This is a genomic window from Pseudomonas maumuensis (genome assembly GCF_019139675.1).
GTDB classification, from domain to species: domain Bacteria; phylum Pseudomonadota; class Gammaproteobacteria; order Pseudomonadales; family Pseudomonadaceae; genus Aquipseudomonas; species Aquipseudomonas maumuensis.
The window spans coordinates 4,223,808-4,245,720 of record NZ_CP077077.1; the positions used below are offsets into that span (position 1 = coordinate 4,223,808).

The window sequence follows — 21,913 nt, forward strand, 5'->3', positions numbered from 1 at the left end:
GCCGGGGTTATTTGTCCAAGTGCTGGAGCACCAGTTGGGTACCGTCCGGCCGAGTCCAGGCGTAACGCTTGGCCCCCTCGCGACTGAAATGCACCACGCTGCTGCCGTCGCCGCCCACCAGGGCCAAGGTGTCGGGCGTCACCAGCCAGCTGCCGGGGCGCAGGCCCAACAGGTCCCTGGCACAGTCCAGGTCGCCTTCGATTTCGCCTTCCGTGGCGCCCAGGTGCAGGTTGCAGGCCTGCGCCTGCTGCTGTTCGGGGTAAAGCGTCCAATCACCGGCCATTTGCGCGGCGTTGGGGAGTAACAGGCTGCTCGCCATACCTACCTCGGTCATCGACATCAGGGTAATCGCGGCCAGCGCGATCGTTCGCAAGGTTGCTTTCATTCGTCCGCCTCGCCGGCAAAAGGGCGACGCGCGAGCGCCGCCCCTGTTGCATCAGACCACGATGTCGGTGACAGCGGCCTGGCCAACGGTGGTCACCAGGAAATCAGCCGAGGCGTTTCCGGTGAAGTCGATGGACAGGCTGCCCAGGTTGGTGGCCTGGTCGTAGGTCAGCAGAGCCTCGCCGGCGTGGCCGGTGAAGGCGTTGACGAACTGCAGCGGCAGCTTGTTCACGGCAAACGCGGAGATGGCCGACAGGTCGATCTTGTCCACGCCCGAGGTGAAGTCCATGATGCGATCCGGTGCCGCCTTGGTGGAATCGCTGACAGCCGCGAACACGAAGGTGTCCGAGCCGCTGCCGCCCCACAGCTGGTCGGCGCCGCCGCCGCCGTAGATGATGTCGTTGCCGGCACCACCCTTGAGCACGTTGGCCAGCGCATTGCCGATCAGCAGGTCGTTGCCCGAGCCGCCGAAGGCGTTTTCGATGGTCACGCCCTTGGCGATGGACACGTTGCCGACCATACCGCCGACATCGGAGAACGACGCTTCGTTGAGGTTGATCTTCTGGTTCTGGGTGAAGCCCGAGAAGTCGAAGGTGTCGTTGCCGCCGCCGTCCCACACCGAGAACACCAGCTTCGACGAGGCCGAGGTGGCCGAGTAGAAGTCGCGATCAGCGGTGGAGTTGAAGCCGTAGGTGGTGTCGCTGGCACGGGTGGCGTAGTTGGCGCCGTAGAGCTTCTGGATCGCCAGGATGTCGTCCATCAGCGGGGCCGAGGCGTAGTACTGACCGCCGCCCTTGATGAAGTTCTGCCCGTTGTTGCTTTCGCTCCAGTAGCTCATGACGCTGTAGCCACGGGTGTCCTGGGCGTAGTCGGCGTCACGGTAGGTCGGGTTGCCCTCGCCAGCGTTGTAGTCGCCGGGGTGGGACAGGCCGAGCACGTGGCCGATCTCGTGGGTCAGGGTCTGGCGCCCGTAGTTGCCGGTGCCTGGGGTGATGTTGACCTGGTAGCCGCTGTTGATCAGGTACCAGGACTCGCCCTTGTGCGAACCTGGGCCGTCGAACGGCAGGTAGGCGAACGCTGCGCCGCCGTTGCTGGCGCTGAAGTTGCCGAAGGTCATGTGACCGTCGCCGCCCGACCCTGCCTCGGTGAAGGTGACCTTGGCCACGTCCGCCCAGGACTGCATGGAGAGCTTGGCCTGTTGTTTCTGCAGGTCGCTGAACTGGCTGAACGAGCCCAGTCCGCGGCTGTAGAAGTCAGACGGTGCCTTGGTCAGGAAGGTGTAGGTGAGGCTGATCGTGCCGTCCTTGTTCAGGTCCTTCCAGGCTGCGCCATCACGCAGGATGTGGTCGGCGGCCTGGTCGGCCGTGAAGGACTTCTTGCCATTGATGTTCGCGCCGCCGCGATCGTACTGGTGGGCAAAGCTATCGATCAGGCCGAACGAAGAACTTGGCCCCTTGGGTTGCAGTGCGGAAACGGCCGATGCAATAGCGTTTTCTTTGACTTTCGACATGCAGGTTACTTCCTTGTTTACAAAAAAGCAGTTGATGTCAGACAGGATTTCCCACCTGGCGAGAACTTCCTGTCACTCGCCTTTATGAGGCGCAAAAAAACTGACACACATTGAAACTTGATGTCCAGCGTTTTTTGACGTCATTTTTTCGTTTTCGAAAACCCAACTGCATCGTAGTTATTTGCGCAAACTGCCATGGATCAATGGCGCCAGCTGCAAGCATTAGTTCCAATCATGACCCCAGGACTTTATAGACGACGATTCGAAGTTTACTTTCGAAAATGCGACTTGTGCCTGTGGTTTGCCATCAACACTTCGTTTAGGCGCTTTACTACGCGACAACCTGCCGCACGACCCTCCGTCGCCTCGACGTTGACTTGCCAGCGTGCGGAGCGCTCAGTAGGCGTTGGTCAAAGGCCCCCTTCCTGACAGGACGACACAATGACAAGACTCACGGTGCAATCCGGCGATTTCTTGCAAGGTGAAGGCGAGTATCGCAATGGAGCGCTCACACTCAAGACCCCGCGCAGCCCTTCGCCCGGCGAGCGCATTTCGCTGGCACGGATCAAGGATCTGAAGCTGGCCAACCTCGAGTCGACCCGCAGCCTGGGCAGCGCCCTGGGCTGGGGGGTGGCCGGCGCCCTGGTGGCCGGCCCGGTCGGCCTGCTCGCCGGCCTGCTGCTGGGCGGCAAGGAAGAGGAAGTCACCTTCCTCGCCACCTTCAAGGATGGCCGCAAGCTGCTGGCCATCACCGACGGCAAGACCTGGTCGAAGATCGACGACAGCTGGCGCCGGCACCAGCGGCCAGCAGCGGCCTGAATCGCGCCCCGCTTCGTTCGTATTGACTGTACTGGCGTCATCGCCGGCAAGCCGGCTCCCACAGGGAAAGCGCATGCCTCAGGATTGCGCAGAACCGATGGGAGCGGCGACGCCTCCACTGCACCCTGCATCCCTGAAAGGCGCGGCAGCCTGCTACCATGGCGCCCTTTTGCCTGCCCGACAGCTGCCGAGCGATAACGGCGCGTCCGCTTTTCAAGGAGCCTTGCATGACCCCGCTTCGCCCCCGCCTGCCCCTGGGCCTGCTCGGCCTGGGCCTTGCCCTGCACAGTGGCCATGGCCTTGCCGACGACAGTGTGGCCCTGGCCCCCGTGCGCATCTCGGATGTTCAGGACAGCGGCTACCAGGCACGCGAAGCCCAGGTCGGCGGCCTGTACAACGCACCGCTGCTCGACACACCGGCGTCGGTCAGCGTATTCAGCCGCCAGTTGCTGGACGACCGCCAGGTGCGCAAGCTGAGCGAAGTGCTACAGAGCGATGCCTCGGTGGGCGAAAGCTATGCGCCGATCGGCTATTACGAGAACTTCAACGTGCGCGGCTTCGAGCTCAACGCCGCCAGCAGCTATCGGGTAAACGGCCAGACCATCGCCGGCGAGCAGAACGTGGCGCTGGAAAACAAGCAGCAGGTAGAACTGCTCAAGGGGCTGTCCGGCTTGCAGAGCGGCGTGTCGGCCCCCGGCGGGCTGGTCAACTACGTGACCAAGCGCGCCGAGGATGTGCGCTCGGTCACGGTTTCGACCAACGAGCAGGGTGAACGCTACCTGGCCACCGACCTGGGCGGCTGGTTCGGCGCCGAGCGCCAGCTGGGCCTGCGGGTGAACCTGGCCCACGAGGACATCCGCTCTTATGTCGATCATGCCGACGGCAAGCGCGATTTCGCCGCCCTGGCCCTCGACTGGCAGCTCAACCCGAATGCCGTGCTGGAACTGGACGCCGAGTACCAGCACCGCGAGCAGTACTCGGTGCCGGGGTATCAACTGCTCGGCGGCTCTCAGTTACCTCATGGCGTCGACCCCAAGGATCACCTGGCCTGGCAGTCCTGGGCCAAGCCCGTGCAGAACGACTCGCTGAACCTGGGCGGGCGCTTCAAGTACCAGTTCAACGACAACTGGAACGGCACCTTGAGCGCCTCGCGCAGCAAGGTGGTGATTGATGATTACAGCGCATTCGCCTGGGGCTCGAACGAAGGATCTTACTTCGGCAGCAATGGCGACTACGACATCTACGATTTCCGCAGCCCTGACGATACCCGTCGCATCGACGAAGCCCAGGCCACGCTCGACGGGCGTTTCGACGCTTTGGGTGTGAGCCATGAGTTGACCGTCGGTACCAGTGCGCAACGCCGCACGCTCGACCAACGGCCGGGCTACAACGAGTGGCGAGGGACGAGCAATATCCATACCGGTGCGCCAGCCGTGGAGCCGTCGGACAAGCCCATTGGCAGTAGTGAACGCCGCCTGGACAGCCGCCAGTACGGCCTGTTCTTCAGCGACCGGATCACCTTCAACGACAATTGGCAGACCGTGATCGGCGCCCGGGAAGTGCGCCTGGACGAAAAGACCTGGGACCAAAATGGCGTTGCCGGGCGCCACACCCGACAGTACCAACTGCTGCCCAACGCAGCGCTGATCTACAAGCCGCAGCCGGACACCACCTTGTACGCCAGCTATGCGAAAGGCTTGTCCTCGGGTGGCATCGCTCCCTGGTATGCCAGCAACGCGTTCGAAATCCTCGCCCCGACCCTGTCGCGCCAGCTCGAAGTGGGCATCAAGCGTGAATGGCAGGGCATGAGCTTCAGCGCGGCCCTGTTCCAGATCCGCCAGGCCTACCAGTACGCCCGCCCCGACGGAACCCCAGCGCCGACCTACGTGCAGTCGGGCCAGCAGAAGAACACCGGCCTGGAACTCGGCGCCAGCGGCTGGGTGACCTCCAACCTGCAAATCCACGCCAGCGCCGCAGCAATCCGAGCCCGGGTGCAGAACAGCGACACCGCCGCCTACGAAGGTCACCAGGCGATCAACGTGCCACGCCTGCGCGCCGCCCTGCAGGCCGACTACGCCCTGCCCGTTCCCGGCCTGGCCCTGCTCGGCGGCGCCCGCTACAGCGCCAGCAAGTACGCAAGCTCAGCAGGCAATGTCGAAGTCGGCGGCTACACAGTGTTCGACATCGGCAGCCGTTACCGCACGAGCATCGGTGGCTACGACACCGTGCTGCGCCTGACCGTGGACAACGTCTTCGACAAGCGCTACTGGCGCGACGTGGGTGACTACCTGGGCGACAACTACCTGTTCCAAGGGGCACCACGCACCGCCCGCCTGTCGGCCAGCGTGAGTTTTTGAGGGGAACGCCGACGGCCCGGCAAACATAGTCCCCGCTTCACGGTCGAACGCGGGGCTTTTTTCTCCTGCCATTGCAGCCCCTGCAACGCAGTCGTAGCCATACACGCGCAAAGCCGTTTCTGGAGCCTTCAGGACGATTCTGGCACTATGCACCCGAAAGGCGTGGAGCCGGATAGGAACATTGGAATTCAGTTTTTATGCAGTCGAATCATCTGTTGTACCTCCTGTACGGTAAGAAAACCGCCTATCTGCACGAGGCAAAGTTCAGCATCCTCTCCGCCCTACGTCACCAGGCCGATCGCGAGAGTTTCAGCATTACCGTGTTCACCGACCATCCCGAAGCCTTCGAAGGCTGGCCGGTTCGTACGGTCTTTCTGGACGAGGCGACATTGGCGGACTGGATGGGGTCGGCCGGTTACGTTCATCGACGCAAGGCCATGGCGATTCGCCGGGGCATGGAGCTCGCCGAAAAGACCATTTTCGTCGATACCGACACCATTTTCCTGAAAGATCCGGCAACTCTCTTCGAACGCGTGAGCGATGAGCAGTTCCTCATGGACCAGTTCGAGTTCTGTTGGCAGCAAGCGGCGCAGCGCGACGACTACACCGGGCTGGTCGCAGAGCTGGCGGCGAAAAAACGCCCTCCCAGCCCTTCGCTGCGTCTGTACAACAGCGGTATCTGCGGAATGACTCGCCGTCACACCGGCCTGCTGGACGAGGCGATCGCCCTGATCGATCAATGGGCGCACTTGCATACGCAGTTGCACACCATGGAGCAGATCGCCGTTTCCTTCATGCTGGGCGACAAGCAGGTGGTCGAGGCCCGCGACTGCGTGCATCACTACTATTCACAGAAGTCCTATTACCACGCCATGGTAGGGCTGTTCTTCCAGCGCTTCGATGAGCAGTTCAGCCGCGCCCTGGTCGAAGTGTCGCGCGGCGTGCCCAGCCACATACCGTCCCCCAACCTTACACACAGGGTCGGCAACAGGTTCAGGCTCATGGGCCTGAGCAGCGAGCTGCGCAAAGTCGGTCGGTACTACCTGCTTGGCCGCAAGCCAAACCCCTGCGTCTACCTGGATGCAACCCGCTATGTATTCTGGGAGAAGGCGCTTAAGGCACTGCAAAAAATGCCCGCGCCGGAGAAACGCGACGAAGTGAACAAACTTTGGGCTCAGGATCGCGATTTCCACGCTTTTGTCGAACGTCGATCCGGCGTGGCCCATTAACCATCATTCGAAAAGCCCGGCCCGCATCCGGTCGGGCCGGGACTGCGCTGAAGTCCTGATGCTGGCCAGCCTTGCCTGATACGGAAAGGCATCTTCAAACCCTCGAGGTGATTTGAAGCAATTTACAGGCGCAAACAAAAAGCCCCCGAACCTTTCGATTCGGGGGCTTCTCGTAGAATGTGGCGGTGAAGAAGGGATTTGAACCCTTGATACGATTTCTCGTATACACACTTTCCAGGCGTGCTCCTTCGACCACTCGGACACTTCACCGTTTTCTCTTCAAGCTATTCAGCCTGTCGAGGCGCGCTAATTTAGTAGAAGAGCTTTTACTTGGCAAGCATTTTTTTCAGAATTTTCATGCGCTTAAGGCAATCGACCGAAAACTCCGGCCAATCAGGGCGATGCTGCCATTGTGCCCAGCGCTTTTCCCCGCCCCCACGGCGCTGTCCAGATGGCACAGGGCACGGCGGCGCAGGGCTGACCGATCAGTCAGTCTTGGCGCTTTACCTGGCCGGCGCCGCTGGGTAACGTCATCGCCACGCCATCCAAAGGACTCTGCCATGAGCGAGCTGATTACCTACCACGCCGAAGACGGCATCGCCACCCTGACCCTGAACAACGGCAAGGTCAATGCCATCTCCCCGGATGTGATCAAAGCCTTCAACGCCGCGCTCGATCGCGCCGTCGAGGAACGCGCGGTGGTGATCATCACCGGCCAGCCGGGCATCCTCTCCGGCGGCTACGACCTCAAGGTGATGACCGCCGGCCCCAAGGAGGCCGTTGGCCTGGTCACCGCCGGCTCCACCCTGGCCCGGCGCCTGCTGTCGCACCCCTTCCCGGTGATCGTCGCCTGCCCCGGCAATGCCGTGGCCAAGGGCGCCTTCCTGCTGCTGTCGGGCGACTACCGCATCGGTGTCGAAGGCCCCTACAAGATCTGCCTGAACGAAGTGCAGATCGGCATGACCATGCACCACGCCGGTATCGAGCTGGCCCGTGACCGCCTCGGCCGTGCGGCGTTCCAGCGCTCGGTGAACAATGCCGAAGTATTCGACCCGCAGGGTGCCCGGGAAGCCGGCTTCCTCGACAAGGTGGTGCCAGCTGAACAGCTGCACGAAACCGCCCTGGCAGCCGCCCGCGAAATGAAGAAGCTGAACATGCTGGCGCACAAGAACACCAAGCTGAAGGTGCGCAAGGGCCTGCTGGAGGCGCTGGACGAGGCGATCCTGGCGGACCAGAACCACCTGGGCTGAGTCCGCCCAGGGATTTTCCTCACAGGACTTTGTGGGAGCGGGCTTGCCCCGCGATGCGATCACCCAGGGTGACGCCATCGTCGGGCAAGCCCGCTCCCACTTGACCTGCCACGCTACAGCAACGTTTGCCCCCACCAGTGCACACCCGTACACTGCGCCGCGACTGTCCGGTGTGAGTCGTACCATGCTTTATATGTTCCGCATGCTCCTGTTGGCGCTGCACTTTCTGCTCGTGGGTGTCGTCGGCCTGGTGATCGGCCTGCTGCGCCCGTTCAACCCCGACAACAGCCGCCTGTTCGCCCGCCTGTACAGCGTGCCGGCCGCCTGGTTGCTGCGCATCAAGGTCAAGGCCGAGGTCGGCCCGCTGTGGGACCAGCCCCCCGGCTGCGTGATCATCGCCAACCACCAGTCCAACTATGATCTGTTCATCCTCGGCCAGGTGGTGCCCCGGCGTACCGTGGCCATCGGCAAGAAGAGCCTGGGCTGGATCCCGCTGTTCGGCCAGTTGTTCTGGCTGGGCGGCAATGTGCTGATCGACCGCAAGAACGCCTATCAGGCACGCAAGGCCATGCAGACCACCACCCGCACCCTGCGCGACGATACTTCGATCTGGATCTTCCCCGAGGGCACGCGCAACCCCGGGGAACAGTTGCTGGCGTTCAAGAAAGGCGCTTTCCACATGGCGATCGAGGCCGGCGTGCCGATCGTGCCGGTATGCGTCAGCCGCTACACCAGGCGCCTGAGCCTGAACAGCTGGCGCCAGCGCACGGTGGTCATCCGCTCGCTGGCCCCCATCGCCACCGCGGGCCTGACCCATCATGACCTGCCGGCGCTGATCGAACAGTGCCGCAACCAGATGCAGCATTGCATCGACCATATGGAAAGCGAAGTCAGCGCGTCCTGACCTGCCTGCGGACTTGCCCCGTGTCGCTACACAGCCCAAGCTGTGTAGCGTGTTCAATCGAATAAGCGGACAACCATGGGTCGAGTCGTCGCGGCGGCGGTCTACAGCGCCGGCAGGAAGGTCACCAACATCAGCCTCGACGAAGGCGCCGAATGGGCGCGCAAGCCCGGGCACTTCGTGTGGATCGGCCTGGAAGAACCCAATGCCGAGGAACTGGCCAACCTGCAGCGCCAGTTCGGCCTGCACGAGCTGGCCATCGAGGACGCCCTGGAAAAGCACAGCCGGCCAAAGCTGGAAACCTTTGGCGATGCGCTGTTCATCGTCACTTACTCCCCAGTACGCCACGAAGGAAAACTCGAGTTCATCGAGACTCACATTTTCGCCGGCAACGGCTACATCATCACCTGCCGCAATGGCCACTCCAAGTCCTACGCCCTGGTGCGCCAGCGCTGCGAGGCGCGCCCGTTGCTGCTCGAGCACGGCGAGGACTTCGTGCTCTACGCCCTGCTGGATTTCGTCACCGAGAACTACCAGCCGGTCAGCGAGGCCATCCACGGCGAGATCGAGGAGCTGGAGCAGAGCGTGCTCAGCAACTCGCTCAAGGAAGAAGACATCCAGCGCCTGCACAGCCTGCGCCGCGACATCCTGCGCCTGCGCCGCTACGTGGCGCCGATGGTGGAGGTCAGCGAAGAGCTGCAGCGCCTGAGCTTCCCGTTCATCGACAAGAACATGCGCCCGTACTTTCGCGACGTGCAGATCCACGTGACCCGGCAGATGGAAGATTTGGCCGGCATCCGCGACATCGCCAGCCAGACCATCGAGATCGGCATGCTGCTGGAGTCGTCACGGCAAAGCATCACCCAGCGCAAGTTCGCCGCCTGGGCGGCGATCCTGGCGTTTCCCACGGCGATTGCCGGGATCTATGGGATGAACTTCCAGAACATGCCGGAGCTGGGTTGGCACTACGGCTACTTTGCCGTGCTGGGGGTGATCGGGCTGGGGTGTTCGGGGCTGTATTTCAGTTTCAAGCGCTCAGGCTGGCTTTAGGATCGCCGGGAGCGCCTCCAACCCTGTGGGAGCCGGCTTGCCGGCGAAAAGGCCGCAAAGCGGCCTCGCTTGATCAGGCAATGCTATCCCCGGCCTTCACCGGCTGCTGGACGAAGCGCAGCATCCACTCGCCCACCAGATCCCCCTGGTGCTCGGTAGCCAGGCTGGCCACCGCCTTGGCATAGACTTCGTCGCCCAACGAGGCCTGGCGCGCGTCGAGCAGCGCCCGCGAATAGTCGTGGACGAACTCCGGGTGTCCCTGGAAGCACAGCACCTGGTCGCGGATATGGTAGGCGGCGTTGGGGCAGAAATCGCTCGAGGCGATCACCGTGGCACCATCGGGCAGCTCGGTGACCTGGTCCTGGTGGCTGATCAGCAGGGTCAGCTCGGACACCTGCGGGTCCATCCACGGCGCATGGGCCGCCAGGCTGTAGCGGTGGATGCCGACGCCCCAGCCCTTATCGGCGCGCTCGGCCTTGCCGCCAAGGGTCAACGCCAACAATTGGTGGCCGAAACACACCCCCAGCAGCTTCTCGCCCCGCTCATACAGCTTGAGCAGGTAGGCCTTGAGCGTCTGGATCCACGGATCGTCGCCGAACGAATCGGCCTTGCTGCCGGTCACCAGATAGGCATCGAAGATGCGCTCGGCCGGCGGATAATCGCCGTTCATCACGTTGTACACATCAAACTCGGCGGCGATCGGCTGGCGTGAAAACAGCTGCTCGAACATCCTTCCGTAGCCCTGGTACTGCGCGATCAACTCCGGCCGCAGGACATCGGTTTCAAGGATGCAGATGCGTAACGACATAGCGGTAGTCCTGAACGACATGTGGGTGGGATTTGCTGTAAAGACTGACGCGAAAGGGGCCCACAAGCAAGTAGGATGTCCAGACGAACGGTAGGCCCTGTAACCCTTGGTAACCCTTGCCGCGCACTCGTCTAGCGTCAGCGTGCCAGCGGGGTGGCCAGTGGCCTTAAAACCATGAGGAATCGAGATTAGTTTTTTTAGAGCAAAGGGTTCTGAAACAGGGATGACGCGGGCCCTAGTGTTGGTTGTATATCCAGAAACACGCGGCAAGCAGTGAAGGCGTTCGATCACGCCACTGCGATCGACCCGAAGCCAGACAAGGAAGCCAAGGGTTATTCAGGAATAACAACAAGAAGGCGGTCCGCCATGTTCAGACAATCCAAAGTACGCCAAGCCGGGCTCATACTCTTCGCCACGACCCTGCTGCTGATCCTGCCCAACCTCACCCGGTTGTTCGGTTGAACGCGGCAGTGGCCTTTTCCAAGCGTGCGTGGGTAACCTGCCGACCTTGATGGTTGGAGATCACCCATGCGCCTGTGCCTTACCCTGCTCTGCTTGCTGATTCCCCTGCCAGCGCTGGCCGCGCAACTAACCCTCGAACTGGGTAACGGCAGCCGGCACTGGCAGAGCGAGCAATTGCTCACCCATCCCCAGGCGCGGGACGTCACTATTGAACAAGACGTTGCCTACAAGCGCACCATGCACTACCGCGCCGTACCGCTGGCAGCATTGCTCGAGGGCGTGAAACCGAGCGACCACCTGCAGGCGGTGGCCCTCGACGGTTTCGCTGCAGAAATGCCCGCCGGCCCGCTGTTGCAGCCAGGCCCGGCACAAGCCTGGCTGGCCATCGAGGACAACGCCCAGCCTTGGCCGCCACTGGGCCAGGGCAAGGCGGGAGCCGGGCCGTTCTATCTGGTATGGATCCAGCCCCAGGCGAGCGGCATCCGCCCGGAGCAATGGCCGTTCCAGATCGCCAGCATTCGCAGCCTGGCAGCGGTCGAGGTGCGCTTCCCCGCCCTATTGCCAGACCCAGCGCTGCCCGACGCGGATCCGGTGCGCCAGGGCTTTGCCCTGTTCCAGCAGAATTGCCTGGCCTGCCACCGCCTCAATGGCGCTGGCGATGCGCACCTGGGTCCTGACCTGAACCTGCCGCACAACCCTACCGAATACTTTCAGCCGGCATTCCTGCGCCAATACATTCGCGATCCGCAGAGCCTGCGGCACTGGCCGCAGGCCAAGATGCCCGGGTTCTCCACCCAGGTGCTGAGCGAACAGGAACTCGATGCATTGCTGGCATACCTGAAGCATATGGCCGGGCGCAAGCAACAGTAGGACGCACGGGGCCGCGTTGCCTAGGCAATCGGCCGTTCCTGCTTGACGCCCCAACCCTCGACCTCGCCGCCATGGGGCGACACGAGCCGTTCGAATGCCTGTTCGAAGGCACCGATGCCGCCATGGGTGGCGTACATAACCTTGCTCAGTTCCAGGTGCCAGGCGCCGTCATCGCGCTCGCTCACCTGGGCGCTGAGCGACTCGCCACGGAACTGCACGGCCGCCCGGCGTGCGGCGGCCTCATCGGGAAACACGGCATAGAACTCGATGGGATGAATACGGGTGAAATCAAAACCGCCAGCTTTCATCTGGCGCAGGACACTGCTGCTGATGTCGTCGTATTGGCTGCTCATGAAACGTCCTCCTGCAAAGCAATGGATAGACTTTCAGTGCACAAAGCACCTGCCTGGCAAGCGTGCCATGCCTGGCAATTCGAGCTGATGCAAGACGCGAGTGGAATCGACGCGGACCCGCAGATTTGGCCGGCGCCTGTCTCCAGCGTAGTGCCTGTGCAGGCACTGCGCCAGAGCGTGGCGGCTCAGGGTAGCTGGCGAATGGTGGTGATGGTCACGCCGCCCTGCTCCTTGAGCCAGCGTGCCGTGGGGGAAAAGCTGCGATCCTGGAAGTCATTGAGGTCAAGTTCATCCATGAGCGGGAACAAACGCGATCGGATGGCCCGTGCGGCGTCCTCCTCGCTGGGGCATTGCTCGGCATTGAGCAGCAGCGTCTGCGGCTCGCCCTTCTGGTCGGCAAAGCTGACTTCCCATGCTTTCATCGATCAGCCCTCGCTGGCACAACGGTGAATGGAAATGCGTACTAGCTTGACCATGACACAGCGGCAAATGTTCAGCCGCGTGCATGAAACCGCATGAAAAAAGCCCGCCGGTCAACGGCGGGCTTCCTTGGGCCACTCGGCGCTACTACTTCGGCGTGCCGTGGACGACACCGGCGGTATTGTCCAGCAGGCTCTTGGTGGCCGTCTGGATGTACGCCTCGAGCTTCTTGAGCATTTCCGGCTGGTCGGGGCTGTCGATCAGCTCGGCCTTGAACTCGCGGCCCAGCTGGTAGCGGTACATGCGTGGGGTCATGTCCTTGGACTCGATGAGGATGCGGTCGCCCTGCACCAGGCCGACAATCTGCTCGCTGCCCGACGGCTTGATCATGCCCACGCCCTGGTCGCCCTCAGGCAGGTTGAGCAGGTCGCGCCCCCAGCACTGATGGCGGGCCTGGCCACCGAGACGGCCCATGATGGTCGGCACGATGTCGACCTGGGTGCCCACGGTGTGGTTGACCGCGCCGAACTTCTCCTGGATGCCTGGGGCGATCAACAGCAGCGGCACGTTGAAGCGGCCCAGGTCCAGCTCGGTGACCTGCTGGTGGTTGCCGAAGCCGTGGTCACCGACGATGACGAACAGGGTGTCCTTGAAGTACGGCTCCTTGCGCGCCTTCTCGAAGAACTGGCCCAGCGCCCAGTCGGAGTAGCGCATGGCGGTCAGGTGCTCGTCCAGCCGGCCCTGGCCGGTGACCTTCTCCACCGGCAGGTCCTTGGGCAAGGCGTACGGGGTGTGGTTGGAGAGGGTCTGCAGCAGCGCGTAGATCGGCTTCTTGCCGTCATGCTTGGCCAGCTCTTCGTTGCCACGGTCGAACATGTCCTGGTCGGACACGCCCCAGGTCGGGTCGGAGAACACCGGGTCGACGAAGTCGTTGCGGCCGATAAAGGTGGTCATGCCCTGGTTGCCGAAGAATCCGGACTGGTTGTCCCAGGCGAAGTCACCGTTGTAGACGTAGACGTCGTCATAGTCGCGGGCACTGAGCAGCGCCGGCAGGCCGGACAGCTTGTGGCCGCCTTCCGGGGTCTGCATCAGGTATTCGAAGCCCGGCAGGTTGGGGAAGCAGGCCATGGTGGCGAACATGCCCTGGTGGGTATGGGTGCCGTTGGAGAAGAAGCGGTCGAACAGCAGACCCTCCTTGGCCAGCTTGTCGAAGTACGGGGTGATGTTGTTCGGGCTGCCCAGGGCACCGACCGAGTGGCCGGCGAAGCTTTCCATGAGGATCACCACGACGTTCTTGACCGCCAGCGTGTTCGCCGCGGGCGGCACGAAGTCACGGCGGATCGCGGCCTCGTCGGCATCGACCAGGGTGTCGTTGGCGGTCAGCAGCTGCTCGCGCACGGTCTGGGTGGCCAGCGGTTGGTCGAGTACGGGCTTCCAGATATTGCCGCGATCCTCGCCGAAGCGGCTCTTGGCGGCATCGATCAGGGTCAGGGTGCCGTTCAGGCCCAGCTGGTTGACGAAGTTGGAGTCGGTGGTGAAGGCATCACCCCAGCGCATCGGCGGGCCCTGGCGCAGGGTGCCACGGGCGGCGACCACGGCCACCAGCAGGACCACCATGAACACCGCCAGGCGACCGTACCAGGGCGCCAGCTTGCGGCTGCCCGATAGCTGGGCGCTGCCGTTGCCGCGGGTCAGGCGGTCGATGCCCTTGAACAGCAGGCTCAGCAGCCAGGTACCAACCAGCCAGGCCAACAGGTAGCGGACCACCGGGAAGCCGTACCAGAGCATGCTCATGACGGTCTTGGGGTCTTCCTTGATGTACTGGAACACCAGGCCGTTCAGGCGCTGGTGGAACTCACGGTAGAAGTCCATCTCCATCAGGCCGAGGAACATCACCACGCTCGAAGCGATGGTCAGCCAGAAGCGGAACAGGCCACGGCGGGCCATCAGCCAGGGGCTGAGCAGCGCCAGCAGCAACGGGATGCTGATGTACACCACCACGCGCAGGTCGAAGCGCAGGCCGTTGAAGAAGCCCTCGGCGACTGTCGAGTACGGCGTGTCGCCGATCATGTCGCTGTTGTAGACCAGCAGCGCCAGGCGCACCAGGCTGAGCATCAGCATGATCACCAGGCCACTGAGCAATGTGTAGGCCAGGTGGGATTTCAGGGTCGGCGAGAACGAGCCTCGCACGCCCTGTTGCTTCAAGGCGTCCGTGTTAGCCATGAATGGAGAGGTCCTAGGATTGCGGTTTGCGGGAAGGCGAAAGCGCCAATAGCCTGGTGATCTGGCCCTTGTGGGCAAGGTGAGACCAAGGCCGCATTGTGCGGCGCGGATTTTCAAAAATCGAGTGTGAAAATTTTGTCGAGAGCAGCCTTCCCTTACAAAGTTACACAGTTGCGATGCAAGGCTTCAGATCCGCACATTGCCCCGTGGCCCGGCGATCGCCCAGATGATCAGCCCCAGCACCGGCAACAACAGGATCAGCAGGATCCACAGCACCTTGATCCCGACCTCGGTGCCGCTCTTGAGCACATTGAGAATGGCCCAGATGTCCAGGGCCAGGATGATCAAGCCGACCAGGCTGTTGAAGGTGGACCCCATGGTGCCGCTCCCGCACGGTGTGTGTGCCCCAGAGCATAGCTGGCTATGGCCTCGATAGAAGGGAATCCTTGGCCGCGAATGCCGGTCAGTGAATAAACTGCTGTCATCCACTGCCCAGAGGTCCGCATGCCCCCCGCCCACACCCAAAGCGCCGCCCCCGATTCACTGTTCAGCGCCTGGCGGCAACAGGCGCTGCAGACCCCTTGGCTCAGCGCCGGCCTGGTGCTGAGCCTGCTGGCCATCGGCGCATTGCTGCTGGCGAGCATCTGGAACGCCGTCAACGGCGATCATGCCGACCATCTGCACCTGGCACTGCTCGGCGGCCTGTCCGGCTTCGGCGCCACCGCCCTGGGCGCGGTGCTGGCGGTGATCCTGCGCGACGTCAGCGCGCGCACCCAGGACGTCATGCTCGGTTTTGCCGCCGGCATGATGCTCGCCGCCAGTTCGTTTTCGCTGATCCTGCCGGGTCTGGATGCTGCCCGCGAGATCACCGGCAACGGCCCGGCGGCGGCCTTCACCGTAGTGCTGGGCATGGGCCTTGGGGTGCTGCTGATGCTGGGCCTGGACCGCTTCACCCCGCACGAGCATGAAAGCACCGGCCCCTGCGGCCCGCAGGCCGAGCGGGTGAGCCGGGTGTGGCTGTTCGTGCTGGCGATCACCCTGCACAACCTGCCCGAGGGCATGGCCATTGGCGTGAGTTTCGCCAACGGCGACATGGCCATCGGCCTGCCGCTGACCAGCGCCATCGCCATCCAGGACATCCCCGAAGGCCTGGCCGTGGCCCTGGCCCTGCGCGCCACGGGGCTGTCGAACTTCAAGGCGATGCTGGTGGCGATCGGCTCGGGGCTGATGGAACCGCTGGGCGCGGTGATCGGCCTGGGCATCTCCACCGGCTTTGCCCTCGCCTACCCGATCAGCATGGGCCTGGCGGCGGGAGCGATGATCTTCGTGGTGTCCCACGAGGTGATCCCGGAAACCCACCGCAACGGGCACCAGACCGCGGCGACGCTGGGGTTGATGGGCGGTTTCGCGGTGATGATGTTCCTCGATACCGCGCTGGGTTGACGCGCCGATCGCGGGACAAGCCCGCTCCCACGGGCTCCGCGACGGCTACGGCTCAGATGTGCACTGCCACCTTCAGCGCTTCCAGCGCCGGCTCCACCTTGATACCAACGGCCTCGCCCAGCTCCAGCACACGGGCCAGGTCGTGCTGCCCGACCATGATCATCTGCAGCTCATCGTCGAGCAACTGGCTGAAGTTCAGCAGCACGTAGCCACCGGCTTCCTTGTTCAGCGCGCCCATCTGCACCTGGATACGGTTGAGCGCGGTCAGCGCCTCGGTGCGCGCCAGCTGCTTGGGCTTGAGGGTGAAGGGCACGCTCTTGTCGAACGAATCGCTGATCTGCTGGAACAGGTCCTGGTAGCTGTCGGCCTGGAACAGCACGGTGTCGGGCAGGCTGCCGACCACCACCCATTCGCCCAGCGAGAAGGGGAAGGTGTCGTCGTAGTTGATGTCCGGGTTGGCGGCGAGGAAAGCGGCGGGGTCGGCGTAGGCCTCGGCGGCCTCGGCGGCGATGCGCTCGATATCCTCATCGCGCATGCAGCCGGCGCCGATGAGGCTGATGAATTCGAGCAACTGGTCTTTCATGGGGGGCCCTACGGGTTGGCGTGAAAGGCGCCAAGGATAGCCGCAAACGCCCCCGAAGGGTTAGCCGGCCTTCGCCTCCAGGCGTGCGGCGGCATCCACCGCACCCATGGTACGCGCGGCTGTCAGCGCGGTGGCACCGGCCGCGTCACGGTGCGCCGGGTCGGCCCCCTGGGCCAGCAGGTAGTCGATGATCTCCAGGCGGTTGAACATCGCCGCGAGCATCAGCGCGGTGCGACCGTCCATGGCGGCTGCATCCACCGGCACGCCGTGTTCCAGCAGCAGGCGGATCATGGCCAGGTCACCCTTGAAGGCGGCGCCGGCGATGGGCAACTGGCCGTTGTCATTGGCGATCAGCGGGTCGGCGCCATGGGCCAGCAGCACCCGCACGGCGTCGTGGTGACCGTGGTAGCTGGCCAGCATCAGCAAGGTGTCACCCTTGTGGTTGCGCAGGTCGGCGGGCAGACCACCGTCGAGTAGGCGGCCGAGCATCGTGGCATCGCCCCTACGGGCGCGCTCGAAGACCTCCTCGGCGAAGGTCGCGGTCTCTTCGGCGGTCATGGTGGCGGGTTGATCGGACATCGGGAACCTCCTGGCATCGGGCAATGGGCCAAGTTTCTATCAGGCAGCGGCAACAGGTCCAAGGTTCAGATTCTATCGATGGCAGAGAGCCACGCTATGACCGTGCAAAATGCACTGTGCAAAATGCACGGGCGTGCAGAATGCAATGCACGACCTCACAAATTTAAATATAACTAATTGATTTTAAAGGAATTTATTTTGCGAGATGACTGGCACGGTCGCTGCAATCATCACCTCAAGTCTGCCAGTACAACAGTCAGGAGTTGATATGGACCTCATCCAGGAAAAATTCGCCTCGGTCTTCGCCGCCTACCAGGTCGCCACCCAGCCACGTCCGGACGGTGGGGTCCTGCTGACCCTGCGCGCCAGCGACGGCGTGGTCACCCGCCGGGTGCTGACCTATGCGCAACTGCACAGCGCCGAGCAACTGTCCTGGGCGATCAGCGCCATCCGCCGCGACCTTGCCGGGCAACCGAGCGAGCTGCCGGTGATCTCGATGCTGCAAAGCCAGCAACGCTTCGCCCTGCCGACCTATCGCTGATCGCGTGCCCCCTTCGCGGGGCACGCCTGCACTCATCTACGGACGAGGTGGGCGCAGGCGGCCCCGCGAGCCAATCCCCTCAGAGTTCGTCGAGCCCGGCAAATTGCCGGGCCGTAGCATCGCCGGTGAAGCGCGGCTGCACCGCCTGCTCGCTGGCGAAAAGCCGCAGGGCCAGACAGAACGGCGTGTCACCCAGGTCCAGCCAGCGGCGTGTGCCGGCCGGCACCAACAGCATGTCGTCCTTCTCGCACAACACGGCATACACCGTATCCCCCAGGCGCAGGCTGATCTGGCCGCGCCCGCTGATCAGCGCGAACACTTCCTCGCCGTCATGCACATGCTCGTCGCGCAGGGCGGCCTGGCTCGGGTCTACGCCATCGCGGCTGAGCACAGCGAACACCTTACTGCCATGAGCGGTCATCAGCTGGTCGAGGGGCCCACGGCACGCCGCGATCACTTCTTCCTGGCTGCTGCCCGGGCGCAGGCGCGCGCCGGACTGCCAGCGGCCGAAACGCACGCCCTGCTCGGCCAGGGTCGCGGCGATGTCGTCGTGGTGGGTCAGCACCTTGTACGGCTGGTCCGGGCTGGAAACGGCGAATACGCTGAGGATGCTCATCAGGGGTGGTTCCTGCTTTCTTTGAGTCGGAAGGCAATGATAACGGCTGCCGCGAGCGCCGCGACGCTGGCCATACCAAAGGTGAAGTGTGGGCCCAACAGTGTCCAGCTGTAGCCCGAATACAAGGCGCCCAGCGCGCCGCCGGTGCCCGAGAGCGCCGCGTACAGCGCCTGGCCCTGGCCCTGCTGGCGAGCGCCGAAGCTGGCCTGGACAAAGGCGATGGCCGCGGCATGGAAACAGCCGAACGTGGCCGCGTGCAGTACCTGGGCGAACACCAGCACAGCCGGGATATCCGCCAGGCTGCCCAGCAACAGCCAGCGCAGGGCGGCCAGCAGGAAGCTGGCCAGCAGCACCTTGCGTACCGAGCAGCGGGCGAAGATCCGGCTCATGACCATGAACACCAGCACCTCGGCCACCACCCCGAGCGCCCACAGCAAGCCTATGGCGCCGCGGCTGTAACCCAGGTGCTCCAGGTGCAGGGTGAGGAACGTGTAGTACGGCCCGTGGCTGAGCTGCATGAGGGCCACGCACATATAGAATGCCAGCACCCCCGGCGCCCGCACCTGCCTAAGAAAGCCCCCCACCCCGCGCTGCTCGGCCTGATCGACGGGTTGCGCATTGGGCACCCAGAGGCTGGCAACGACGATACCGGCCATGATCGCCACCAGCGCCAGCGGGTAGATGTCCAGGCTCAGCCATTCGAACAGGCGCCCGAGGCCCACCACGGCGAGGATGAAGCCGATCGAGCCCCATAGCCGTACCTGGCTGTAACGCGAGGTCTGGCCGTGCAGGTGGGCCAGGGTGATCACTTCGAACTGGGGCAGCACCGCGTGCCAGAAGAAGGCGTGCAACGCCATGACCAACGCCAGCCAGGCGTAGCTCTTGGCGAAGAAAATCAGCGAGAAGGCCGCCAGGGTCGACAGCGCACCCAGGCGCACGATCAGCAGGCGCTGGCCGCTGCGGTCACCGAGCCAGCCCCACAGGTTGGGGGCCACGCAGCGCATGAGCATGGGAATGGCCACCAGTTCGCCGATGCGCGCCGGGGAGAAGCCCAGGTGGTCGAAGTACAGGGCCAGGAACGGCGCGGTGGAACCGAGCAGGGCGAAGTAGAAGAGGTAGAAGCTGGAGAGGCGCCAGTAGGGGATGGGGGACATCGTTCGGCCCTTGGTGATGACCTGTTCCTGCCCTATCGCCGGCAAGCCGGCTCTCACAGGTCCGTCGCAGGGCTCAAGCCTGCGGTAATCCTGTGGGAGCCGGCTTGCCGGCGATAGGGCCAGCGCAGGCTGATCAGAGCTGGCCCAGTACCGGGGTGCCCACCTTCACTTCGGCATTCTGCGCCCGGTGGCGCAGCAGGTGGTCCATCAGCGCAATGGCCATCATCGCCTCGGCGATCGGCGTGGCGCGGATGCCGACGCAAGGGTCGTGGCGGCCCTTGGTGATCACCTCGACCGGGTTGCCGTCGACGTCGATCGAATGGCCCGGGGTGGTGATGCTCGAGGTCGGCTTGAGCGCCAGGTGGGCGACGATCGGCTGGCCAGAGGAAATGCCGCCAAGGATGCCGCCGGCGTTGTTGCTGAGGAAGCCCTCGGGCGTCATCTCGTCACGATGCTCGGTGCCGCGCTGGGCGACACTGGCGAAACCGGCACCGATCTCCACGCCCTTGACCGCGTTGATGCTCATCAAGGCATGGGCCAACTCGGCGTCGAGGCGGTCGAAGATCGGCTCGCCCAGGCCCGGCATCACGCCTTCGGCGACCACGGTGATCTTCGCCCCTACCGAATCCTGGTCACGGCGCAGTTGATCCATGTAGGCCTCGAGCTCGGGCACCTTGTCCGGGTCGGGGCTGAAGAAGGCGTTTTGCTCAACCGAGTCCCAGGTCTTGAACGGGATTTCAATCGGCCCGAGCTGGCTCATGTAGCCGCGCACGCGGATGCCCTGGGTGGCCAGGTACTTCTTGGCGATGGCGCCGGCCGCTACGCGCATGGCGGTTTCGCGCGCCGAGCTGCGGCCACCGCCACGGTAGTCGCGGATGCCGTACTTGTGGTGGTAGGTGTAGTCGGCATGGGCCGGGCGGAACAGGTCCTTGATCGCCGAATAATCCTTGGACTTCTGGTCGGTGTTGCGGATCAGCAGGCCGATCGAGCAGCCGGTGGTACGGCCTTCGAACACGCCGGAGAGGATCTCCACTTCGTCCGGCTCCTGGCGCTGGGTGGTGTGCCGGCTGGTGCCGGGCTTGCGCCGGTCGAGGTCGTGCTGCAGGTCGGCAAGGGAGATTTCCAGGCCAGGCGGGCAGCCGTCGACAATGGCGACCAACGCCGGGCCATGGCTTTCGCCAGCGGTGGTGACAGTGAACAGCTTGCCGTAGGTATTGCCGGACATGGACGCTCCGCGAATCAGCCTGAAGTGAACGAAAGCGGCAGTATACGGAAAACCGCGTGGCTGTGGTTGCCCCGCGATGGGGCCCGCGAACCTTCAGAGCAACCCAATGTCGAAGCAACAATGTCCCACGTAGTACCCCGCCCATGAAGTCGCGCCTCGCCGCCCTGCTCCTGCTGTTCTGCGCCAGCCTCGCCCAGGCCGCCCCCACCGTGCTGCAACGCCCCATCGACCTGGACACCGGCCAGGGCGTGCTGCATGGCAGCCTGCTGTTGCCGCAGCAGGCCACGCCGCCGCCGGTGGTGCTGATCATCGCCGGTTCCGGGCCTACCGACCGCAATGGCAACAACCCTGCCGCCGGGCGCATCGACAACCTCAAGCGCCTGGCTTTGCTGCTGGCCGGCGAGCACATCGCCAGCGTGCGCTTCGACAAGCGCGGGGTGGCCGCCAGCCAGCCGGCCACCCCGGACGAGCGTGACCTCAGCGTCGAGCGCTATGTCGCCGACGTGGTGGCCTGGGGCCGCGCGCTCAGGCAGGACCCACGCTTCGGCCCGCTGATCCTGGTCGGCCACAGCGAAGGCGCGCTGATCGCCAGCCTCGCCGCGGAGCAGGCCGGCGCCAGCGCGGTGATCACCCTGGCCGGCAGCGGCCGGCCGGTAGCCGACGTGCTGCGCGAGCAACTGGCCCAGCGCCTGCCACCGGCGCAACTGGCCGGTGGAGTGGCGCTGATCGACCGCTTGCAGGCCGGGCAGACCAGCCTCGACGTACCCGCGCCGCTGCGCCAGGTGTTCCGTCCCAGCGTGCAGCCGTACCTGATCACCTTGCTGCACCAAGACCCGGCGGCGGCGTTCGCCCAGCTCAAGGTACCCGCGCTGATCGTCCAAGGCCGCAATGACATCCAGGTGGAGGTGGCCGACGCCGAGCGCCTCAAGGCCGCCAAGCCCGATGCGCAGTTGGCGCTGATCGACGGTATGAACCACATGCTGCGCATCACCCCGCGGGACATGGGCCAACAGCGCGACAGCTACCGTAATCCCGAACTACCGCTGGCACGGGAACTGGGCGAGCGCATCGTCCTGTTCATCCATGGGTTGCCACAGGCCGGATAAGTGCCCTCAGGTATTGACCGCGCCTGCCGA

General features: G+C 64.0%; 22 protein-coding genes and 1 tRNA gene. 10 read left to right on the forward strand and 13 right to left on the reverse strand.

From position 1 onward, the window contains the following. Positions 1–7 precede the first annotated feature (7 nt). Positions 8–385 (reverse strand): AprI/Inh family metalloprotease inhibitor, encoded by a 378-nt coding sequence (locus KSS90_RS18855; RefSeq protein ID WP_052752634.1) that lies wholly within the window; start codon positions 383–385, stop codon positions 8–10. A 51-nt stretch (positions 386–436) separates the two neighbouring features. Next, positions 437–1,894 carry a serralysin family metalloprotease gene (locus KSS90_RS18860; RefSeq protein ID WP_217866780.1) on the reverse strand — a complete coding sequence of 486 codons (1,458 nt, stop codon included), beginning with the start codon at positions 1,892–1,894 and terminating at the stop codon, positions 437–439. Positions 1,895–2,335: 441 nt separating this feature from the next. Here KSS90_RS18860 and KSS90_RS18865 point away from each other — a divergent pair, with 441 nt between their 5' ends. The 3 genes from KSS90_RS18865 (at position 2,336) to KSS90_RS18875 (ending at position 6,299) form a co-directional block, all read left to right on the forward strand. Then, a complete protein-coding gene (locus tag KSS90_RS18865; protein WP_217866781.1) occupies positions 2,336–2,713 on the forward strand; it encodes a hypothetical protein in 378 nt (125 codons plus the stop codon). Positions 2,714–2,940: 227 nt separating this feature from the next. Then, positions 2,941–5,070 (forward strand): TonB-dependent siderophore receptor, encoded by a 2,130-nt coding sequence (locus KSS90_RS18870; protein ID WP_217866782.1) that lies wholly within the window; start codon positions 2,941–2,943, stop codon positions 5,068–5,070. A 197-nt stretch (positions 5,071–5,267) separates the two neighbouring features. Next, complete coding sequence (locus KSS90_RS18875) at positions 5,268–6,299, forward strand: hypothetical protein (protein WP_217866783.1); 1,032 nt, start codon at positions 5,268–5,270, stop codon at positions 6,297–6,299. Positions 6,300–6,479: 180 nt separating this feature from the next. Here the strand turns inward: KSS90_RS18875 and KSS90_RS18880 are convergent. Continuing rightward, a tRNA-Ser gene (locus KSS90_RS18880) sits at positions 6,480–6,569 on the reverse strand. Positions 6,570–6,859: 290 nt separating this feature from the next. On the opposite strand from KSS90_RS18880, the gene KSS90_RS18885 reads away from it, so the two are divergent. From KSS90_RS18885 to KSS90_RS18895, 3 genes are all read left to right on the forward strand, one after another. Next, entirely contained in the window at positions 6,860–7,549 is a 690-nt protein-coding gene (locus KSS90_RS18885) for a crotonase/enoyl-CoA hydratase family protein (protein WP_046856578.1), read from the forward strand. A 184-nt stretch (positions 7,550–7,733) separates the two neighbouring features. Beyond that, a complete protein-coding gene (locus tag KSS90_RS18890; RefSeq protein WP_217866784.1) occupies positions 7,734–8,453 on the forward strand; it encodes a lysophospholipid acyltransferase family protein in 720 nt (239 codons plus the stop codon). A gap of 75 nt (positions 8,454–8,528) precedes the next feature. Beyond that, positions 8,529–9,500: a magnesium and cobalt transport protein CorA gene (locus KSS90_RS18895; RefSeq protein WP_217866785.1), complete on the forward strand. Its 972-nt coding sequence runs from the start codon at positions 8,529–8,531 to the stop codon at positions 9,498–9,500. Positions 9,501–9,573: 73 nt separating this feature from the next. On the opposite strand, the gene KSS90_RS18900 is transcribed toward KSS90_RS18895, so the two are convergent. Further along, a complete protein-coding gene (locus tag KSS90_RS18900) occupies positions 9,574–10,308 on the reverse strand; it encodes an amidotransferase (protein ID WP_217866786.1) in 735 nt (244 codons plus the stop codon). Positions 10,309–10,836: 528 nt separating this feature from the next. Here KSS90_RS18900 and KSS90_RS18905 point away from each other — a divergent pair. After that, positions 10,837–11,640 (forward strand): c-type cytochrome, encoded by an 804-nt coding sequence (locus tag KSS90_RS18905; RefSeq protein ID WP_217866787.1) that lies wholly within the window; start codon positions 10,837–10,839, stop codon positions 11,638–11,640. A gap of 20 nt (positions 11,641–11,660) precedes the next feature. Here the strand turns inward: KSS90_RS18905 and KSS90_RS18910 are convergent, their stop codons facing one another. The 4 genes from KSS90_RS18910 to KSS90_RS18925 form a co-directional block, all read right to left on the reverse strand. Continuing rightward, a complete protein-coding gene (locus KSS90_RS18910; protein ID WP_038705647.1) occupies positions 11,661–11,993 on the reverse strand; it encodes a ribonuclease E inhibitor RraB in 333 nt (110 codons plus the stop codon). 185 nt (positions 11,994–12,178) lie between these two features. Continuing rightward, on the reverse strand, positions 12,179–12,415 hold the full coding sequence (locus tag KSS90_RS18915; protein WP_217866788.1) for a hypothetical protein: 237 nt from the start codon (positions 12,413–12,415) through the stop codon (positions 12,179–12,181). 145 nt (positions 12,416–12,560) lie between these two features. Continuing rightward, positions 12,561–14,636 (reverse strand): LTA synthase family protein, encoded by a 2,076-nt coding sequence (locus tag KSS90_RS18920; RefSeq protein WP_217866789.1) that lies wholly within the window; start codon positions 14,634–14,636, stop codon positions 12,561–12,563. 186 nt (positions 14,637–14,822) lie between these two features. Continuing rightward, on the reverse strand, positions 14,823–15,014 hold the full coding sequence (locus KSS90_RS18925) for a PLDc N-terminal domain-containing protein (RefSeq protein WP_217866790.1): 192 nt from the start codon (positions 15,012–15,014) through the stop codon (positions 14,823–14,825). Positions 15,015–15,140: 126 nt separating this feature from the next. Here KSS90_RS18925 and KSS90_RS18930 point away from each other — a divergent pair, with 126 nt between their 5' ends. Continuing rightward, positions 15,141–16,079: a ZIP family metal transporter gene (locus KSS90_RS18930; RefSeq protein WP_217866791.1), complete on the forward strand. Its 939-nt coding sequence runs from the start codon at positions 15,141–15,143 to the stop codon at positions 16,077–16,079. Positions 16,080–16,131: 52 nt separating this feature from the next. Here the strand turns inward: KSS90_RS18930 and KSS90_RS18935 are convergent, their stop codons facing one another. Beyond that, the gene (locus KSS90_RS18935) at positions 16,132–16,662 is read right to left on the reverse strand and encodes a hypothetical protein (protein WP_217866792.1); all 531 of its coding nucleotides are present in this window, start codon (positions 16,660–16,662) and stop codon (positions 16,132–16,134) included. 60 nt (positions 16,663–16,722) lie between these two features. Continuing rightward, on the reverse strand, positions 16,723–17,241 hold the full coding sequence (locus KSS90_RS18940) for an ankyrin repeat domain-containing protein (RefSeq protein WP_217866793.1): 519 nt from the start codon (positions 17,239–17,241) through the stop codon (positions 16,723–16,725). Positions 17,242–17,509: 268 nt separating this feature from the next. Between KSS90_RS18940 and KSS90_RS18945 the strand changes: the two genes are divergently transcribed. Continuing rightward, positions 17,510–17,782 (forward strand): DUF3509 domain-containing protein, encoded by a 273-nt coding sequence (locus KSS90_RS18945; RefSeq protein ID WP_217866794.1) that lies wholly within the window; start codon positions 17,510–17,512, stop codon positions 17,780–17,782. 79 nt (positions 17,783–17,861) lie between these two features. On the opposite strand, the gene KSS90_RS18950 is transcribed toward KSS90_RS18945, so the two are convergent. The 3 genes from KSS90_RS18950 to aroC all read right to left on the reverse strand — a co-directional run bounded on the left by KSS90_RS18950 (position 17,862) and on the right by aroC (position 20,777). Continuing rightward, positions 17,862–18,398: an oxidase gene (locus tag KSS90_RS18950; RefSeq protein ID WP_217866795.1), complete on the reverse strand. Its 537-nt coding sequence runs from the start codon at positions 18,396–18,398 to the stop codon at positions 17,862–17,864. Beyond that, positions 18,398–19,552, reverse strand: a complete 1,155-nt coding sequence (locus KSS90_RS18955) for an MFS transporter (RefSeq protein WP_217866796.1) — start codon at positions 19,550–19,552, stop codon at positions 18,398–18,400. Before KSS90_RS18955 ends, KSS90_RS18950 begins: the two co-directional genes overlap by 1 nt. Positions 19,553–19,685: 133 nt before the next feature. Continuing rightward, positions 19,686–20,777 carry a chorismate synthase gene (gene aroC / locus KSS90_RS18960; RefSeq protein ID WP_217866797.1) on the reverse strand — a complete coding sequence of 364 codons (1,092 nt, stop codon included), beginning with the start codon at positions 20,775–20,777 and terminating at the stop codon, positions 19,686–19,688. Between the two features lie 143 nt (positions 20,778–20,920). On the opposite strand from aroC, the gene KSS90_RS18965 reads away from it, so the two are divergent. Beyond that, positions 20,921–21,883: an alpha/beta hydrolase gene (locus tag KSS90_RS18965; RefSeq protein ID WP_217866798.1), complete on the forward strand. Its 963-nt coding sequence runs from the start codon at positions 20,921–20,923 to the stop codon at positions 21,881–21,883. Positions 21,884–21,913 lie beyond the last annotated feature (30 nt).

What these genes read in the sequence shown, in the direction of transcription:
- KSS90_RS18855 (WP_052752634.1), bottom strand. Translation starts at nt 385, where the DNA reads ATGAAAGCAACCTTGCGAACGATCGCGCTGGCCGCGATTACCCTGATG.
- KSS90_RS18860 (WP_217866780.1), bottom strand. Translation starts at nt 1,894, where the DNA reads ATGTCGAAAGTCAAAGAAAACGCTATTGCATCGGCCGTTTCCGCACTG.
- KSS90_RS18865 (WP_217866781.1), top strand. Translation starts at nt 2,336, where the DNA reads ATGACAAGACTCACGGTGCAATCCGGCGATTTCTTGCAAGGTGAAGGC.
- KSS90_RS18870 (WP_217866782.1), top strand. Translation starts at nt 2,941, where the DNA reads ATGACCCCGCTTCGCCCCCGCCTGCCCCTGGGCCTGCTCGGCCTGGGC.
- KSS90_RS18875 (WP_217866783.1), top strand. Translation starts at nt 5,268, where the DNA reads ATGCAGTCGAATCATCTGTTGTACCTCCTGTACGGTAAGAAAACCGCC.
- KSS90_RS18885 (WP_046856578.1), top strand. Translation starts at nt 6,860, where the DNA reads ATGAGCGAGCTGATTACCTACCACGCCGAAGACGGCATCGCCACCCTG.
- KSS90_RS18890 (WP_217866784.1), top strand. Translation starts at nt 7,734, where the DNA reads ATGCTTTATATGTTCCGCATGCTCCTGTTGGCGCTGCACTTTCTGCTC.
- KSS90_RS18895 (WP_217866785.1), top strand. Translation starts at nt 8,529, where the DNA reads ATGGGTCGAGTCGTCGCGGCGGCGGTCTACAGCGCCGGCAGGAAGGTC.
- KSS90_RS18900 (WP_217866786.1), bottom strand. Translation starts at nt 10,308, where the DNA reads ATGTCGTTACGCATCTGCATCCTTGAAACCGATGTCCTGCGGCCGGAG.
- KSS90_RS18905 (WP_217866787.1), top strand. Translation starts at nt 10,837, where the DNA reads ATGCGCCTGTGCCTTACCCTGCTCTGCTTGCTGATTCCCCTGCCAGCG.
- KSS90_RS18910 (WP_038705647.1), bottom strand. Translation starts at nt 11,993, where the DNA reads ATGAGCAGCCAATACGACGACATCAGCAGCAGTGTCCTGCGCCAGATG.
- KSS90_RS18915 (WP_217866788.1), bottom strand. Translation starts at nt 12,415, where the DNA reads ATGAAAGCATGGGAAGTCAGCTTTGCCGACCAGAAGGGCGAGCCGCAG.
- KSS90_RS18920 (WP_217866789.1), bottom strand. Translation starts at nt 14,636, where the DNA reads ATGGCTAACACGGACGCCTTGAAGCAACAGGGCGTGCGAGGCTCGTTC.
- KSS90_RS18925 (WP_217866790.1), bottom strand. Translation starts at nt 15,014, where the DNA reads ATGGGGTCCACCTTCAACAGCCTGGTCGGCTTGATCATCCTGGCCCTG.
- KSS90_RS18930 (WP_217866791.1), top strand. Translation starts at nt 15,141, where the DNA reads ATGCCCCCCGCCCACACCCAAAGCGCCGCCCCCGATTCACTGTTCAGC.
- KSS90_RS18935 (WP_217866792.1), bottom strand. Translation starts at nt 16,662, where the DNA reads ATGAAAGACCAGTTGCTCGAATTCATCAGCCTCATCGGCGCCGGCTGC.
- KSS90_RS18940 (WP_217866793.1), bottom strand. Translation starts at nt 17,241, where the DNA reads ATGTCCGATCAACCCGCCACCATGACCGCCGAAGAGACCGCGACCTTC.
- KSS90_RS18945 (WP_217866794.1), top strand. Translation starts at nt 17,510, where the DNA reads ATGGACCTCATCCAGGAAAAATTCGCCTCGGTCTTCGCCGCCTACCAG.
- KSS90_RS18950 (WP_217866795.1), bottom strand. Translation starts at nt 18,398, where the DNA reads ATGAGCATCCTCAGCGTATTCGCCGTTTCCAGCCCGGACCAGCCGTAC.
- KSS90_RS18955 (WP_217866796.1), bottom strand. Translation starts at nt 19,552, where the DNA reads ATGTCCCCCATCCCCTACTGGCGCCTCTCCAGCTTCTACCTCTTCTAC.
- aroC (WP_217866797.1), bottom strand. Translation starts at nt 20,777, where the DNA reads ATGTCCGGCAATACCTACGGCAAGCTGTTCACTGTCACCACCGCTGGC.
- KSS90_RS18965 (WP_217866798.1), top strand. Translation starts at nt 20,921, where the DNA reads ATGAAGTCGCGCCTCGCCGCCCTGCTCCTGCTGTTCTGCGCCAGCCTC.